We start from the raw sequence: 15,641 nt of genomic DNA on the forward strand, positions 1-15,641 counted from the left end.
TCTTCAACAATAGGGGTGTCAGCTTGCTCCGTTATTCTCGTCCAAAAATCGGAGCGTTAGGGGGTGTCAGCTTGCTCCGTTGTATCCAATTGTGTGAAAATAATTTATATTTATGAATATATCACCACTTAACAACCTAAAAGTGTAATAAATTACCTCCCTAACTATAAAACTTAAAAAGCAAAATAGCCCGATTTCTACCCAATATTTGGGCATTTTGCATTTTCGCCATTTTTCCTGATAAGCATAATGGCTGATTTACTTAATTTTTAAACCTTTAAGATATACTTTCCCTTACCCAAATAATTGAGAAGGGGTGTACCAAGAAGGCTAATCTATTAATTGTAGTTTAAGAAGAAATAGAACTCTTCCCATTTTCTTCGGTATAAATATTTTTCTGAGAACGAAAGCCGTAATTGCCTGGCAGTCCTAATCAGTTTTGCTGGTATCCTGACCATCCAATCAACAAAGGTCTGGTGTTCCTCATGATGAACCAAGTGATTTATTCTCATGCAAATTGAACTGTTGTATGCGAAGCAAGCCAATTGCCAAAGCACATCATTTGCCCAAAAGCTATTGGTCAAAGTGCTCCCTGCTTTTACGTGAGATTTAACTTGTTCAATCCAAGTTTCACTGATAGATCTTCGCTTATAAAAGTCATGCGAGTTTTCTGGGTTAAATGCCATATTGGTTGCATAACAACTATACTTATAAACAGGAATCAAATCGCCTGTGGGCTCATAAATTTCATACCCATCAACCCATCGAACAGCATGAAATTGTAATGGACTATCCCACTTCACTCCTTGATGTTCGAACCTAGCCACTTCAATTCCTTCATCAGTAATTTCATATTTTTGTAGCCTCAATAGCTTATCTAAGCCCCTGAGCTTCACTTTTATCAAATACGACCACCCTATTTCTTCCAAATAATCAATTAACGATTTGGAAAAGAATCCATAATCGGCACGAAAGGTTACATTCTTCACACTCTTTGGTAAACTTCCTTTAGCCTCGGCGATCAATTCTTTAATGCCATTTGCTGTATGAGAATCTCCTGGGCGAAACTTGGTATGATACAATAATTTAATCTCGTGAACAAACATAACCAAAGGATGATAACTTTTAGCCCCACGCTTGTACTCATTGTATCCTTTTTCTGCCCCTTCTTGATTTCCGTAAACCGTTTTAACCGTAGAATCCGCATCAAATACAATGTGGCCTAATTTAGTCTTTAACAACCATTTAGCATTCTGTTTCAGTAAAAGGGCTTCTAAATTTCGAGTCCCTTCTTCATGCATGTTCTTTAGTTGATTCGTGATCGTTTGACGTGAAATTTTCTCTTTTAATGAGAATAAATATCTTACCAACGGATCTGCACTAAACCGTGAAATCTTTTCTAACCGATTCATACCACAAAATGCCGAGCTCGATAACAACATCAGAATTTGAGCCAAAGAAAACTTCTGGGCATTCGAGTTCCGTTGCCCAAAATTATTTTTGAACAGATCAAAGATATTATGCTTTGACCAAAAATCACTAAGCATCGATAAGCCACCAAAGCTTGTTAGATCTTTCGAAGAAAATGAGTGTTTTACCGCTTTTGAATTGATTCTGAAACTTCTCTTCCTTACCTTCATTCCCAGAGTGATTTAGCTGTTATTGTTTTTGATGTGTAGGAACTTAAAGATAAGGCAGATAAGTCACTTTTTTTGTTTTTTGATTTTACTTTTTAAGTAAAATTTAATCGTGTCGTTATTTAAGTATTGATTTGTCATAAGTAGATGATTACAATTTTCATATAATTAATCATCCCCTCCCCTCATCCCGCCACTTCGTAATACTCACCCGGCTGACCCCAGTCATTTTATGAATAGCCGTTACCGACAATCCCGCCTCCAAATGCGCCATCACGCTATCGTACAAATGGTGCCGGTGGACATTCTTACTGCCTGGTTTGCGTCCTTTGAACTTCCCTTCGAGTTTGGCGTGTGCGATGCCGGCCAAGGTTTTCTCCTTGATAATTTCTCTTTCGAATTCGGCGAACTCCGCCAGGATGCCAATAATCATTCGGGTAGCGGGCGTGAGGGTCCAGCGTTCATTGAAACAAACCAAGCCTTGACTTTTAATCACGACCTGCACTTTTCGGCGGCCAAACCAGTTAATGGCCTTTTTAACATCTTCGGCCTTCCGACCGAAGCGGTCCAGGCGGGAAACTTCCACTTCGCTGATTTTTCCTTGTTCCACTGCCCGCACCAATTTCTTCACGGCACTTCTTTCAAAAAATGGAATGGCTCCCGAACACTTGTCGATAAATTCTTTTGCTTGACCACTGGAGTCATGTTGAATGGCCGTGTTCTGGTTGGTGGTTGAAACTCGGATGTAAATCGCCTTCATTTTGTTTGCTTTTGGACGGGTAGTATAAAACTGTACAGTAAAGATCAAAAAAAATCAGAAAACCAACAAGTTGTGGATTTCTGATTTTGTAAAGGGGTAGGCTGTAGGTTATTTCATTCCGTAGCCAATCGAACCATGGGCCTTGTCTTACACCCCCATATTATTCGGAGCCTAAGCTTCTTCCAAGTCAATATGATAGTTGGTGCTGTTGAAGAATATATTGGCTGGAATGTTTAGACCTTGAACCAGGCGAGCGATGGTGTCTTTGGATGGGCTATTCCCTTTGAAAAATTCGTAAACACGCTGTTTGCTCCCGAAATAGGGAATCAGATCCTTTTTGACCATATCATACTCCTCCATGATCGCTAACAGGTATTCCTGAGCGGTTGGTTCGCCTAATGGCTCAAACATTTCATCTTGATACTCCTCTACTGCATCCGTCAGTGCGTCCAGGTAAATTTCATCAAAAGTATCAAGCTCTTTCTTCAGTAGGCCATTGATGATCTCAACCGCCTTGTCATATTCTTGTTCTGTCTTTAACTTCATAGTTCTTCTGCCTTAATTTGATCGTAAGCCTTATGCGTCCCTACGAATAAAATATAGAATATCGCTCTGTTTTCAGTCATTCTGATATCTGCCACCAGTCGGTATTTGTTCCCACCGATATTGAAAACAATGTTCTTACCGGCTTTATCTGGGGCCCTAAACGTTTTTTGAAGGTCATCAAAATTTTTAAAGATCCCTCTTTTGGCGTCAAATAGCCACCGCTCAAATACGTGCTTAGCGGTAGGGTGCTTGAGTAAAAATTCCCGAATCACTTTATCGCTTATGATCCTGTTTCGTGTTTTTACCATGGCTGAAAGTAACAATAAACAGACCAAATAACAATGATAGTAACTATTTTGGTGTTAAGTAAGTTCAGGGTTTTCACCTGGGGAAATTCTCTTTACTGCCAAACAAGTAAAGAAAGAATACGTGTTCCTCCCTTCTTTTCCGTCGATAAAATGCGGCAGACAAAAATGGGAAATCGGAGTACCTGAAAGCTTTTTAGCATATTCGGCTCTGCTCAGGGAATTGTCGGAAATTATTATTTGTTAAACCATCAAACAAAATTCATGTCTGCAATTTTTTCTTGTTGGCCAATTCTTCCAATTCAAAAAAAATATAAAAACGAACGACCAACTAAGCGCAGCTCGTAGTGTTTAGTTTTTTTATAATGTTTATAATTGTTTGTCTGAATTTTCATTTTTTAAAAAGTGGCCTTTACAGGCTTCAATCAATGATTTTTGACTATTTCACGACGAAACCTTCCGACAAAAATGGGAGATTCACAGACAATTATGGGAGACTCTCGGACAAAAATGGGAAATCTACAGACAGTTTTGGGAAATCTCAGACAAAAATGGGAGATGCACTTTTATGCAAAATTAGGGCTTCAAAACGCAACTATTTTTTTTAGTAAAAAATTAAAAATTTTTTTCCGCTAAATTGTTTAGTTTATAAAAATTGATTCTTATCTTATACCAAGAAATTATAAGATTACAATCACGCTCATCATGACCTTTAAAGAACAACTGTCTATTTCTCCCATCGTCTTTGGCAATGATCTGTCCGATATTTTTGGACAGATGCAGATGTGTGAGCAAAGGGTGATTGCAGTTTTGATCAGCAAGGTTAGAATGGAAGATGATCAGTTTCATAATTATCGGATTCCACTCAATATTTTCAGCCCTTCGGAGCAATGCTCTGGGAGTCTTTATGAATCCTATCGGGAGGTGTTTAATGGCTTGATGACAAAAGAGTTCAGGATTAAAGGTAAACTCATTAAAGTACTCGGTTTTTTGGAGTGTCCCAAGCACCGGGGATACGTTAATGTTCGCCTCTGTGATGATCTAAAGGACTATTTATTGCATCAATCACAGCGATTTACCAAACTGTCCTATTCCATTTTTCAGAATTTCAAAAGTCATTTCACGAGCTATTTTTACTGTCTTTTCAAGAATGCCAGTGCTAAAAACAAGAAGCGTGTCATGACCCTCAAGAACTTAAAGGAAGTTTTGGGCCTAAGCGGGAAGTACGCATCTTTCAGTGATTTCAGGAATCGGGTGGTGTTGCCGGTGCTGCGTGAATTAAAGCGAGTGCTGGGTATGGAGGTTTCATTTTCCTTCGAGGAGGCTTATGATATTGAAGATAGCCGCCTGGTATTTGAGATTGACAAAGTGTCTGAAATAGACATTTATAAAAAAGAAAAACCGGTGGTTAAATCCACCGAAAATATAAATAAGGCGGTTGAGAAAAAGCCTGCGGAAACCTCACCGGAACTTCCAACGGCTTTTTCCAGATTCTTTACAGCGAAGGAATATGCCGATTTATGCAAGGAGCATGAGCCCGCCTACCTCGAATATGCCTTCAAGCAGACAAATTTCGACCAAGCCAATAACAAAGTAGCCTATTTTAGAAGCATTTTAACGGCACCAAATATTAAAGGTGGATACGAACACCTAAAAATGACGAAAGACGCTAAAAAAGGGGTTTCTGGGGGTTACCAGCAGAAAATTCAAGAGACCAAGACCCTGAATATGCTTAAAACCTTGTACGAGGGCCATTATTTGAATATTAAACACACGGCCAGGGAGAAATATGACAGTGAAGAACTGCGCAATACCTACCTGCGAAATAACTTGATGCCCAAGCGCCATGTTGCAAGCTACCGCAAGATGTATGTGAGTTGGAAGAATGGCACTCCAACGGAGGATGCGATCAATGCGTATTCCGCATGGCTTGCGGTCAATCACTATCCTGAGTCAGAATACAAATTCGAGCCGTTTGTTGAAAAGTACTACCCTGACTATACTTCTTTAGTCAAGGGTTGATCGCTGGCGAATCAAATCATTTATTTAACATAATGCATTGTTGAGAAACACAAAGCCCTTTTTTCTCTCAAAAAGCTGTTTCAATTCCCAGTCGATTATCCCGGCATTTTTTTGAGTATTGTACTTACCGGTTAGGGTAAATTTTTTTAAATGAGTTCTTATTAATAATAATTTATTTAAAATTTAAAATAATTTATTCTATTTAGGGCCTCGTAACTCTTTGATTGTCAATTTCCCACAGCGTTATAAATGTAGAGTTTTAATACTTCGGATGTAGAGTTTTAATACTTAAGTGGTCGTAATGAATACTTAGATGTAGAGTTTTAATACTACTACGACAAATGTTGGCCCAACGAATGTCGTATAAAGTTATAAGTGTAGCGTTTTAATACTTAGGTGTAGTGAAATAATACTTTCGTGGTGTTATTTAATACCTTGATGTAGAAAAATAATACCAAATCGATAGTTTGGGGGGAAAATTTACCTATATTGGTCTGTCGTTAATTGGATTTAAGCGCACTCACTACACTTTTTGGGGTCGAGTATTAAAACACTACACTTTTTAACGATTAATGACTTGATTAGCAAAGAATTATAAAATGCAGGAGCAACAGGAGAAGTTTTTTTTATCTCGGCGAGTAACCAAAAACAATCAGATGATCAATGGCAAGGCTGCGCTTACAGCCATGCAATACTGTGTCTTTTCGGCTTGTGTGGCAACAGTAGAATACAATGCTGGTGAGTTTGCTGATGCAGAGATCACGATCAATCAGATTTTGGGAAAAGAAAAGCTATCCAAGACGGATTACAGCCATGTAAAAACGGCTGCGCTTGGGCTGGTTGATGCCTCCATTAAAATTCAGGTCGGGAAGAAATGGAAAGGTGTGCCGTTGTTTCAGTACATCGAAGGGGAAGACGGTACAAACATGATTCGCTTTCGCTTCAATGTAGAGATGACCCCTTTTTTGCTTAAACTCAAGGAGCAGGGAAACTTTACCGCATACAAGTATGGCTACCTGACTTTGCTGAAAAAGAACATGTATGCCATGCGGGTCTATGAGCTTTTGAAGCAACATGAGAATTTTGGCCAACGCAAAATCACACTGGAAGAATTCCGTGAAATATTGATCCTTTCCGATAAATACCCAAGGTTTGGAGAACTGAACAGAACGGTCATAAAACCTGTATTGGATCTTTTGAAAAAAACAGATTTGCTGGTCGATTTTTCGACGATAAAACGAGGGCGGACCGTTACCCACCTCCTTTTCAAGATTCAGCAACGATACAAAACCATTAAAGAATAGATCCCTTGCGGGAATTCCAAATCATTAGAGATTATGAAAATTATTTCAATTGTAAATCACAAAGGAGGGGTTGGGAAATCTACCTTGTCGATTGGCTTGGCATCAGCCTTGGCAAAAGAGTACAAGGTACTGGTCATTGACCTTGATCCACAAGCCAATACAACCTCCATTTTGATGTCCGAATATGATGAATTCCGGTCGGTGGATCAAATGATTGTTGATGGCGAAAACTATACGGCCTATCAGGGACTTGATCAGATTTGGTGTATTCCATCGAAGCTATCCACCGCCAAGCTCGAAGCTCATTACGCAGGCTCCGCCGCTGGTTATTACAAGGTGCGCCAGGTCATTCAACAATTGCCACAATCTTTTGATTTTATCATCATTGATTGTCCACCGTCGCTTGGTTGGCTTACCCAAAATGCCTTGAATGCTTCGACCCACATGATCGTACCCTCTACCCCATCGAAATTTTCTGCCGATGGTTTCGATACGATCATGAATGTGTACGAGGAACTCAAAGCCACTTCAAATCCGAACATCGAAATGCTCGGAATGATTTTGACACTGGTACGCCCGATTACAGTTCACAATGAATACAAAGAAATATTGAGAGAGGAATATGGCGATATGATTTTGGGTGCTCAAATGAGTAACCTAAAAGATTATGAAGAAGCCAATGCCCTTTTTTCCACCATTACAAAACATGCGCCTAATGGCAAAGCAGGAATCGAAGTTCAGGAAATCACGAGAGAAGTCAAAAGTCGCTTATCAGAATAAGGACACCAGTACCATGCTTGGCAATATTGTGCCGAAGCAAAATGCGACTTATACAGCAGACAACCCACCTTTTGAAGTGGACCAGGATTTGAAAGAGTTCTTACCACCACTTGAAGGAGAAGTTTTTGAATCCTTGGTGAAAAGTATTGAGAAGGAAGGTGTGCGTGAGAATCTGTTGTGTTGGAAGGAAGGAGATAAGACCTACTTGATTGATGGTCATAACCGTTTTAGGGCTTCCCAGGAGACCGGAAAACCTTTCGGTATTTCGTATATCGAGGGCATAATAAACCGTGAGGAGATTGTGCAGTGGATGGTCGATAATCAGCTTTCGAGAAGAAATATGACCCCAGCTCAAATGAAACAGCACTGGGGGAAAATATATAACCTGAAAAAAGGAAAAAGAGGAGGCGACCGATCAAACCGACAAAATGACGGTTTGCAAACAGCCAAGTTTGTAGCCACCCTCGCAGGAGTTTCAGAGCGAACCATTGAACGTTGGGCAAAGATCTCTGAAGCCGAAAAACAGGCAACTGCCAAGCAAAAATCAGATGAAGATGTAGCCAATGCCTTCGTAACAAAATGGACGAAGCAATTCGAAAACTTCATTAATAAAGACATTGATACAGAAGCCAAGCGCAAGGCACTTGAGGAAATTGAGCAATGGATGAAGGCTAAATTTTAAGCCAAAGGAGCAAACCGTCATTTTGTCGGTTTGCTTTTTTTATTGAATGCACTTTCAGTGCACCTACCCTTCTGATTTTTGGTAAACAAATAATTCAATAAGCGAGAATGAAATCGCTGATTTACCTATATTACCCTTTTACAGCGCATCTTCAATTTTTTAAAGATAAACAACCTATTACAAATGGTGCAATTACAGCATGCAATAACCGAATACGCAGAGCAGTTTATCGACGAAACAAACGACTGGTATAGTTGGAGGACGATCAATGAGGATATACTTCCAGAGGGCGTTGTTTTGCCGGAAGGAAACCAATATTTGAAGAACATCGCTCTTAAATCTCAATTGAATCAGAAATGGCAGGCATCCTCTTCAGATGAAGAACGAGCTGATCTCACGAAATACTACATTTCTGACTGGGGAGGAATAAAAACAAATGGCTCAGCATCCTTGGCAGAATACTCAACCAAGAGTGCCGAAGAGCTTGTTTTAAAGGGAAAGAAAGGCATTGCGTCTTGGTCAAAAGCCATTGTCCTTCACGATCCAAACAAGTATGCAATCTTTGATGCACGAGTAGCCATATCCCTAAACTGTATTCAGATTGTTCGGGACTTACCGAATAAATTGTTATTCCCAATTTTGAGTAGCCGAAACAATACCATTGGGTTGGGGAATCAGTTGGTGAAGTCCAAAGCCAAACAGGAAGGCTGGAGCAGAGCCGATGAGTCATCATTTTACTCGGAGTACCTTACGATACTGACTAAAGTAGCCAAAGAGCTGAATTCTGATGTTTCAACGGTGGAGATGTTATTATTTGCCAAAGCAGAAGAATTAGTGAAGCAGGCTTTTCCACAGGTTTAATCTTAATGATTGAAGAGTCAAATTAATCAACACACTTACCCCGCTTCCCGTCAGATCAGCGCGCTCAGGGTAAGTTTTAAACCTATTTTTTTAGATGAAAGAACCAACACACCGCATACTGTTAAATGAATTATTACAGTTTGACGATTTAAGCAATGTTAAAATACGCTTCAATTTGATGTTTAGGGGAAATTGGAGCCCCGTTGATTTTTTTAAGAATGCTGATTTCGAAGCCTTATTAGAGGGACAGTATTGGAATTACCACCGAAATAAATCTTATAAAGAGGGACAAATAAACCTTGGTTTTATTCGGATGAATGAACCCGATCAGTGGCTGTTATTTCACGTTGGGAAAGTAACCAAGGACCTGAATATTTTAAAGGGTATGGGGTATGAATATGAAACCTTGGAAGAATACAGTCGATTTTTTGGGCGTTTAATTATTCGATATAAAAACAAGCACCAAAACATGCTGAGGAAAGCAGAGTCAGTAATTGATGAATGCGAGATACTCCAAATTTTACCAAGCACCTTTGAGAGTGACCAATTCCCAGGCTACGACAAAGTCAATTTGAGTTGGCAAGACCTCCGACGAGTAATAAAAAAGGATAATTGGATAACTGCTTTACAAAATCAAAAAGGAGTTTACTTAATCACTGACATAACCAACGGTAAAAATTATGTAGGATCAGCTTACGGGGAACAGATGATTCTCGGACGTTGGAAGGCCTATGTGAAAACAGGGCATGGAGGAAATGTAGGCTTACAGAAATTAACCTTTAACTATATCAAGGAGAATTTCAGGTATTCTATCTTAGATATTTTTAAATCCACTACGGACGATAAAGTGATCCTTGAAAGGGAAAGTTGGTGGAAAGAGGTATTATTGAGTAGAACGTTTGGGTACAACGAAAACTAACTAACACACTTACTCCGCTTCTCGTCAGATCAGCGCGCTCAGGGTAAGTTTTTTTGACCAGGAGATATTTTAATGGAGAGTAAATATCCGTGAAGATCAGAATAATAATTAATTATGAAGTTTATTAAGCCAAGTGAAATATCAAGGAGGCTATCCCACAAAGTTTTTAGGCTTGATGCTAAACGAAAAAAGAGGTTAGGAAAATTTTCCCTAACCTCTTTTTTTTTCACCGTGCCACTCCCTTCTGAACACATATACCTGCATTATCAATGAACAGTTCACCAATACGTAACCCGTGATCAAGGGGAGAGACTAAATTTGTAGTCGGAAATTTAGAGAACCACTCGGTTAGATTAATTCCGGCAATTTGTCAGAATTAATACGATAGCTTACCGATCGGCCAGGCGTGATGTTATCCGTGAAGCCTTTGAGCGAGATGTACTTTGTGTGCTGTTCGGTCCTTGTCCAGTGTCGATGATTATTGATCTATAATTTACGCATTAGGGACTGCAAATGCTTTGTTTAAAATAGATTATGCCCCCCCTCTGCTTGGAGCAAGGGATGGTTTACAATTGTAACGACCATAGAATGCTGTTCTTGAGCATAAATATCATAACAATTTTACTGTCATGTATAATTTGTTATATTTGGATAGTGAATAAGGCTTTGATTGTATATGCGCAGGCTGCCAATATTTTTTAAAATCCTCCTCCCCCTGATAGTTGGATTTTTTAGACCGTGTATAAAACTCACAATTCACAGAAAATCGAGTGGTTTTTAAGTTCGCATTTTATAATTAATAAAATTGAATAGGAGGCTATCCATTTATTTACGGCGTGGCAGTAAGTGTTTAGGCAAGGATGAGCCGTGTATTAAAAGTGATCTTCAACAAGCAAAATAATAAGAACAATGGGATTTAATATCGCAGGATTAGTCATCAATAAAAATTACGAAAAGGACATCAAGCAATTGTCAGACGATCTTGAATGGGGAATAGAAATAATTGAGGAGGTGTCTTTTGAAATAGCCTCGTCAAACTGGACGCCAGAAGATGAATTCCGATTATATTTTGGGGAACAAGGAACCATGATTTTTCATTCACATGACTTGGTTGCTGAACACGACAGCTCCTTATCGGCTGACACGTTGAATTATGCTTATTCTGAAACAGCAATGGCTTTTCAAATTGACTTGTTCAAAAAAGGTCAATTAGTGCGGTCAATATTTGAACATGAGGGTGATCGAAAAATGGAAGAAGGCGAACCTTTAGCCTTAGAAAAAGAAAACCCAACAGCCGATGAATTAACTTTTGCTTTAATTCATGAATTATTTGGTGAAAGTTTTTATGAAATTGACTTTGCTGCAAAGGCATTTAGATGTAAAAAAGTGAATTACACGAGGCCTTCCAATGAAGTTGCGGAACAGCAAATAATAGAGGATTTAGAAGAATCACCATCACCTGAGGTCAGTATGATCTCTGAAGAAGATTCACCTGAGGTAAGCGTGATCTCTGAAGAGGGATTGAAGGAGAAGGAATTTGCCCCTACCACCAATGCGGCACCAGCCGAAGCGCAAAAGAAATGGTGGCAATTTTGGAAATAGATCACCGATTTTAATAGGTATGTATTCTTGAGCAGAAGGGATGATTTATGACCACGATAATTCATGAAAACCCACTAATCCAGAGTTATAACTACACCATATAATCGTAAAAACTACCACGATTCATTCCGTGGGAGTTCGCAATAATGGAGAGGTCAATCACATAATTGATGGCAATAGTAGAGAAATAAAAATATGGCTAAAATGACTTTTTGGGATTTAATCAATGCCACTTTTGATAGGGTTAAAGAACCATTATCTCCAAAGGAGATTTGGACCAAAGCAGCGAACTATGGCATTACCAATGATTTTGAGACTTCAGGAAAGACCCCCTGGGCAACCATCGGTGCGTATTTATATACTGAAATCAATAATAATGGCGATGATTCTAAATATATTCAAATTTCGGAGAGGCCCGCAAGATTTATCCCTCGGCAGCTAAGCACTGAGCTGGACATTGATAAAGTTTCATCCCTAAAGCAGAAAGAGGATGAATCAGTTGAACAGCTGAAAGCTCGGAAGAAAAAGTTTAGCGAGAGAGATTTACATCCTTTGATGGTAGCATTTGCTAAAACGGATACGCATTTCAAAGCTTATTTAAAGACCATTTTCCATGAGAGTTCTAAAAGGACAAAAAAGGGGCTGAACGAATGGTTACACCCTGATTTAGTGGGCGTATATTTCCCATTCAGGGATTACTCGAGTGAAACGGTCGAGATACAAAGAGAGCTGTCGATTAGTTCTGTTAAACTCTTTTCCTTTGAGTTAAAAACTAACCTCACCTTTGGGAACTTAAGAGAGTATTACTTCCAGGCTGTTTCAAATTCAAGTTGGGCTAATGAGGGGTACTTGGTAACATTAAATTTGCAGGATGACAGTACATTACTCGATGAAATAAGACGGTTAAATAATGCTTTTGGAATTGGGCTGATAAAACTCAATGCGGAGAATGTTTATGAAAGTCAAATTCTATTTCCTTCAAAAGAAAAACCTGAAATTGATTGGGATACCGTGAATAGGCTGGCAAAAGAGAATGGGGATTTTAGTGTCTTTTTAAAAGATATGTCGGAAGATATTAAGCTTGGAAAAGTAAAATCGACTTACGATAAAGTTTTAAGTCCTGAAAATTTGGAAAAATTCATTAGAGATAAAGAAATACAAAATAATTGAGCATAAAATGAGTTTATACACTTTTTGGGATAGTGTCGCCTGATTACCTATCCACTCCCCCCAAATGCACCTCAACCACCTTCCTCACCCCCTCCGCACTCATCAAATACCGACAATCCTCTTCCCGATCCATAAATAAATTTTCGGTAAGCACCGCCGGACAATGCGAATGTTTGAGCAGGTAAAAGCCAGCTTCCTTATCGGGGTCGCCGTCGGTGTAGTCTTTACGGACGGGAAAGGGCAATAGGCGTTCGGCATGATGAATGAACTGCGTAGCCCAGGCGTCGCTTGCGGTTTCGCCTTTTGAGGTGAAGATCTCCCAGCCTGTGCCTCCGCCGGCATTGGCGTGAATGGAGATCAACCGGCAATCATCATAGTTTGCACAAAGCATATTGATGCGTTCAATACGGTGATGCAGGGGAATGTCATAATCTTCCGGCACCACGAGGCAATTTGGAATGTTGCGGTCGAAGAGTTGAGCGGACAGCTCACGGGCTACTTTGCGGTTGAATTGCCATTCTAACAGTTGGGTGCCGTCTGACCATACAGGGCTACGTTTGCCTGCGGTGTTGTGGCCGTGGCCGTTGTCGATTAGGATCATGTCGGTTACTTTTTAAGTTTCACATCATTACCACCAGCCCCACTCGAAGACCCAAACAGAAAATCCACAATGGTATTGAGTTTGGTAGAAATGCCCCCGTAAATGGTGCTCACAAAAGCAATTTGCCAATCCTTCAGGTCGATGTTTTCAAAGACGAAATAGTTCAAGATAATCAGGGTGAGGATCAGCCAGGCACCTAAGAAGAAGATTGCAAAGAGCTTTTGTAATGCGCTGTCGGTGGCGTACATCCGTCGGGCGGAATCACGGTCGCCGATTGTCATTTTGAACAGCTCGATCTTGCCTTGTAACTTTTCTTCTTTGGTGGTGAAGATCTCGTCGATCAGTTGGGTGCCGAGGCGCAGGGTTTCATTGACCGAGGCGGTGGTTAGTTTTTTGAATAGGTTCATGGGCTACGAAATTGGAAGGTGTGAGAGACCCTTGAGAGTCTCTCAAGGGTATATTATTGTTGCGGTTTATAGAACTTATCCACCACCTCACTGATATGATCTATCTTCTGCGTGAAGTGCTGAATACTCTGCTGTATCAGCTCCTTGTGCATATAATTATCATTGATTTGACACTTGAGTTCATCGACCGATCGGTGAATTTTGCTAATCTCACGCCGCATGTCCGAGACCTCTTTGTTCAAGAAAACAATGTCTTTGGTGAGTAGGTCCACATGCGCAACAAGGTCATGTTTGGAGGCCATATTGCCGATTGCTCGACTGATAATGACACTCAAAATGCCGACGATCAAACTGCCGAACAGTCCGATGATCAGCCAAAAGGATTTGCTTACGAATACTTCCATCAGAATATTTTATAGGTTTTGGGTTTTGCTTTGGGAAAGCGATTTTTTTCCATCGTCGCCGAGCGGTCCTCTACTTTCATGATCGCATCCACATCATGCTCCCAGTCGGAACCGCCCTTTGAACTGCCATCCCGATTTTGTTTGAATATCATCACGATTGAACAGTTCGGGTATCGCTGTTTGAATGCCTGAAACTGTTCGACCTTCAAACCGATCGTCTGTACCGAATCCATGAAAACCACATCATATTGCTTGAGTTGTCCTTCATGAAAATCCTGCACGAAATCAATGTGCTGATCCACCTTCAGGCGTTTGATTTTCTCTTGCAAACTACCCTGAAGTCCTTCTTCATTACTCACAAAAAGTACTTTTTTACCCACCTTCGCCAAAGCGTTGGCAAGACAAAGGGCCACGGTCGATTTCCCCTGAAACCGTCTGCCGTAGATCATCATGTAGAACGGCTGAAAGGGTTCTCCCAACAAGCCGGAAAAAGGTGCGGGCAACTTGAGCGTATCGAATTTCATCGAGCTCAGTTGCTCCGCACTCACGACATCAAAAGCACCGAGATTGCCACTGCCGGAAACCGCATCCGAACGGTCCGCAGTGGCTTTTACTTTCCCCGCCCGCAGACTTTTTGCAAACCTGCAAGCTCTGTTTCTTTCAATATCAATTGATCCTGTTTCAAATAGTCTTTTAAAATTTTCTGCACCTTCATCACCTGTGCAAAGCCGTAATCGCCCTTTTTGACCTTCTGATTTTTCAGACTGTTTTCAATGGATTTGAGCAAACGTTTCGCCTTTTCTTCGGTGATCGTGTGGTACAAACCAATGAAGCGTTTGACCAAGCTCACCGCCGCACTGATACCATAACTCGCCACCAGTTCATCAATTTTTTTGTAGAGTTTTTCCGGAATCTCAAAAGTAAAACCGTCGCTTTTGGCTTCCTTATATGTATCATTTAACTCCTTGGCAATGCTCATGATGATTGCCGCATACGGACTACTTTTACGGATCGTCTTTTCAATCGCTGCTCGCTGAATGGCTTTATAAAGCAAGATGACCTGCTTGATCGTTACCTTTTTATTGTGCAAATTTTTGTAACGACGGATCAGGCGAATTTCCATTGGCATCGCCGAAACTTCGTTCGGTTTGCGTACTGCCGCCTTTGGGGGCCGAGCCTTGCGGGTGGTGGTTTTCTTCGCCGTCGTTTTGCGGGCTGTTTTTGTTGTTGTGGTCTTTCTGGTTGTGGCTTTCGCCGCTGTTTTCCTCGCCCGTGGACTTGCCTTTTTTGCCGGTGCTTTCTTAGTCGTGCGCTTCGCTGTTGTTCGAGTGGTGCTCGTTTTCTTTTCACCCGTTTTGGACGAAGTATGCTTAACCACCAGCTTGAAATGGTTGTCCAACATCTGTTTGATCTGATCGTTCTCCTTGTAAAATTCGGCGAAATCATCAAACTGCTCATGCGCCTCCTGAATAGCTTGAGGCATTTTTGAGAAGTCAATTTTCTTGACTTGGTCTTTGTAGTTGTTGATGTTTAGGGTCATGGGATTATTGTTTTATGTTGAATTTATGGATTGGGTTTTTCGTAGGGTCAGGCCGGTGTGCCTGACCTGTGCATGTAACACCCACCGATTGTAGGGACGTT

General features: G+C 40.5%; 17 protein-coding genes. 8 read left to right on the forward strand and 9 right to left on the reverse strand.

All coding sequences use genetic code 11. From position 1 onward, the window contains the following. Positions 1–338: 338 nt before the first annotated feature. The 4 genes from AABK40_RS23430 to AABK40_RS23445 form a co-directional block, all read right to left on the reverse strand. Positions 339–1,640, reverse strand: a complete 1,302-nt coding sequence (locus tag AABK40_RS23430; protein WP_338399652.1) for an IS1380 family transposase — start codon at positions 1,638–1,640, stop codon at positions 339–341. 169 nt (positions 1,641–1,809) lie between these two features. Beyond that, positions 1,810–2,397, reverse strand: coding sequence for a recombinase family protein (locus tag AABK40_RS23435; RefSeq protein WP_338399653.1), 588 nt, complete (start codon positions 2,395–2,397; stop codon positions 1,810–1,812). A gap of 171 nt (positions 2,398–2,568) precedes the next feature. Then, positions 2,569–2,943 (reverse strand): helix-turn-helix domain-containing protein, encoded by a 375-nt coding sequence (locus tag AABK40_RS23440; RefSeq protein WP_338399616.1) that lies wholly within the window; start codon positions 2,941–2,943, stop codon positions 2,569–2,571. Further along, entirely contained in the window at positions 2,940–3,251 is a 312-nt protein-coding gene (locus tag AABK40_RS23445) for a type II toxin-antitoxin system HigB family toxin (RefSeq protein WP_332922660.1), read from the reverse strand. The genes AABK40_RS23440 and AABK40_RS23445 overlap by 4 nt, the downstream gene beginning before the upstream one ends. Positions 3,252–3,953: 702 nt before the next feature. Between AABK40_RS23445 and AABK40_RS23450 the strand changes: the two genes are divergently transcribed. The 8 genes from AABK40_RS23450 (at position 3,954) to AABK40_RS23485 (ending at position 12,588) form a co-directional block, all read left to right on the forward strand. Beyond that, complete coding sequence (locus AABK40_RS23450; RefSeq protein WP_338399617.1) at positions 3,954–5,270, forward strand: replication initiation protein; 1,317 nt, start codon at positions 3,954–3,956, stop codon at positions 5,268–5,270. A 599-nt stretch (positions 5,271–5,869) separates the two neighbouring features. Then, positions 5,870–6,574: a replication initiation protein gene (locus tag AABK40_RS23455; protein ID WP_332922971.1), complete on the forward strand. Its 705-nt coding sequence runs from the start codon at positions 5,870–5,872 to the stop codon at positions 6,572–6,574. A 33-nt stretch (positions 6,575–6,607) separates the two neighbouring features. Beyond that, on the forward strand, positions 6,608–7,354 hold the full coding sequence (locus AABK40_RS23460; protein ID WP_332922972.1) for a ParA family protein: 747 nt from the start codon (positions 6,608–6,610) through the stop codon (positions 7,352–7,354). Beyond that, positions 7,290–8,036: a ParB N-terminal domain-containing protein gene (locus AABK40_RS23465; RefSeq protein ID WP_338399618.1), complete on the forward strand. Its 747-nt coding sequence runs from the start codon at positions 7,290–7,292 to the stop codon at positions 8,034–8,036. The genes AABK40_RS23460 and AABK40_RS23465 overlap by 65 nt, the downstream gene beginning before the upstream one ends. Positions 8,037–8,219: 183 nt before the next feature. Further along, complete coding sequence (locus AABK40_RS23470; RefSeq protein ID WP_338399619.1) at positions 8,220–8,897, forward strand: hypothetical protein; 678 nt, start codon at positions 8,220–8,222, stop codon at positions 8,895–8,897. A gap of 94 nt (positions 8,898–8,991) precedes the next feature. Further along, positions 8,992–9,816: a GIY-YIG nuclease family protein gene (locus tag AABK40_RS23475; protein ID WP_338399620.1), complete on the forward strand. Its 825-nt coding sequence runs from the start codon at positions 8,992–8,994 to the stop codon at positions 9,814–9,816. Between the two features lie 909 nt (positions 9,817–10,725). After that, the gene (locus AABK40_RS23480) at positions 10,726–11,418 is read left to right on the forward strand and encodes a hypothetical protein (protein WP_338399621.1); all 693 of its coding nucleotides are present in this window, start codon (positions 10,726–10,728) and stop codon (positions 11,416–11,418) included. Between the two features lie 195 nt (positions 11,419–11,613). Further along, a complete protein-coding gene (locus AABK40_RS23485; RefSeq protein ID WP_338399622.1) occupies positions 11,614–12,588 on the forward strand; it encodes a COG2958 family protein in 975 nt (324 codons plus the stop codon). Positions 12,589–12,631: 43 nt separating this feature from the next. Here the strand turns inward: AABK40_RS23485 and AABK40_RS23490 are convergent, their stop codons facing one another. The 5 genes from AABK40_RS23490 to AABK40_RS23510 all read right to left on the reverse strand — a co-directional run bounded on the left by AABK40_RS23490 (position 12,632) and on the right by AABK40_RS23510 (position 15,540). Next, positions 12,632–13,189: an N-acetylmuramoyl-L-alanine amidase gene (locus AABK40_RS23490; protein WP_338399623.1), complete on the reverse strand. Its 558-nt coding sequence runs from the start codon at positions 13,187–13,189 to the stop codon at positions 12,632–12,634. Between the two features lie 5 nt (positions 13,190–13,194). After that, a complete protein-coding gene (locus AABK40_RS23495; protein ID WP_338399624.1) occupies positions 13,195–13,596 on the reverse strand; it encodes a hypothetical protein in 402 nt (133 codons plus the stop codon). Between the two features lie 53 nt (positions 13,597–13,649). Further along, positions 13,650–14,000 (reverse strand): CHASE3 domain-containing protein, encoded by a 351-nt coding sequence (locus tag AABK40_RS23500; protein WP_338399625.1) that lies wholly within the window; start codon positions 13,998–14,000, stop codon positions 13,650–13,652. After that, positions 14,000–14,524: an AAA family ATPase gene (locus AABK40_RS23505; protein ID WP_338399626.1), complete on the reverse strand. Its 525-nt coding sequence runs from the start codon at positions 14,522–14,524 to the stop codon at positions 14,000–14,002. The genes AABK40_RS23500 and AABK40_RS23505 overlap by 1 nt, the downstream gene beginning before the upstream one ends. 86 nt (positions 14,525–14,610) lie before the next feature. After that, a complete protein-coding gene (locus AABK40_RS23510) occupies positions 14,611–15,540 on the reverse strand; it encodes a hypothetical protein (protein ID WP_338399627.1) in 930 nt (309 codons plus the stop codon). Between the last annotated feature and the right edge of the window lie 101 nt (positions 15,541–15,641).

Source organism: Persicobacter psychrovividus (assembly GCF_036492425.1).
Classification (GTDB): Bacteria; Bacteroidota; Bacteroidia; order Cytophagales; family Cyclobacteriaceae; genus Persicobacter; species Persicobacter psychrovividus.

What these genes read in the sequence shown, in the direction of transcription:
- AABK40_RS23495 (WP_338399624.1), bottom strand. Translation starts at nt 13,596, where the DNA reads ATGAACCTATTCAAAAAACTAACCACCGCCTCGGTCAATGAAACCCTG.
- AABK40_RS23440 (WP_338399616.1), bottom strand. Translation starts at nt 2,943, where the DNA reads ATGAAGTTAAAGACAGAACAAGAATATGACAAGGCGGTTGAGATCATC.
- AABK40_RS23480 (WP_338399621.1), top strand. Translation starts at nt 10,726, where the DNA reads ATGGGATTTAATATCGCAGGATTAGTCATCAATAAAAATTACGAAAAG.
- AABK40_RS23430 (WP_338399652.1), bottom strand. Translation starts at nt 1,640, where the DNA reads ATGAAGGTAAGGAAGAGAAGTTTCAGAATCAATTCAAAAGCGGTAAAA.
- AABK40_RS23445 (WP_332922660.1), bottom strand. Translation starts at nt 3,251, where the DNA reads ATGGTAAAAACACGAAACAGGATCATAAGCGATAAAGTGATTCGGGAA.
- AABK40_RS23460 (WP_332922972.1), top strand. Translation starts at nt 6,608, where the DNA reads ATGAAAATTATTTCAATTGTAAATCACAAAGGAGGGGTTGGGAAATCT.
- AABK40_RS23500 (WP_338399625.1), bottom strand. Translation starts at nt 14,000, where the DNA reads ATGGAAGTATTCGTAAGCAAATCCTTTTGGCTGATCATCGGACTGTTC.
- AABK40_RS23505 (WP_338399626.1), bottom strand. Translation starts at nt 14,524, where the DNA reads ATGAAATTCGATACGCTCAAGTTGCCCGCACCTTTTTCCGGCTTGTTG.
- AABK40_RS23490 (WP_338399623.1), bottom strand. Translation starts at nt 13,189, where the DNA reads ATGATCCTAATCGACAACGGCCACGGCCACAACACCGCAGGCAAACGT.
- AABK40_RS23475 (WP_338399620.1), top strand. Translation starts at nt 8,992, where the DNA reads ATGAAAGAACCAACACACCGCATACTGTTAAATGAATTATTACAGTTT.
- AABK40_RS23485 (WP_338399622.1), top strand. Translation starts at nt 11,614, where the DNA reads ATGGCTAAAATGACTTTTTGGGATTTAATCAATGCCACTTTTGATAGG.
- AABK40_RS23435 (WP_338399653.1), bottom strand. Translation starts at nt 2,397, where the DNA reads ATGAAGGCGATTTACATCCGAGTTTCAACCACCAACCAGAACACGGCC.
- AABK40_RS23510 (WP_338399627.1), bottom strand. Translation starts at nt 15,540, where the DNA reads ATGACCCTAAACATCAACAACTACAAAGACCAAGTCAAGAAAATTGAC.
- AABK40_RS23455 (WP_332922971.1), top strand. Translation starts at nt 5,870, where the DNA reads ATGCAGGAGCAACAGGAGAAGTTTTTTTTATCTCGGCGAGTAACCAAA.
- AABK40_RS23470 (WP_338399619.1), top strand. Translation starts at nt 8,220, where the DNA reads ATGGTGCAATTACAGCATGCAATAACCGAATACGCAGAGCAGTTTATC.
- AABK40_RS23450 (WP_338399617.1), top strand. Translation starts at nt 3,954, where the DNA reads ATGACCTTTAAAGAACAACTGTCTATTTCTCCCATCGTCTTTGGCAAT.
- AABK40_RS23465 (WP_338399618.1), top strand. Translation starts at nt 7,290, where the DNA reads ATGGCAAAGCAGGAATCGAAGTTCAGGAAATCACGAGAGAAGTCAAAA.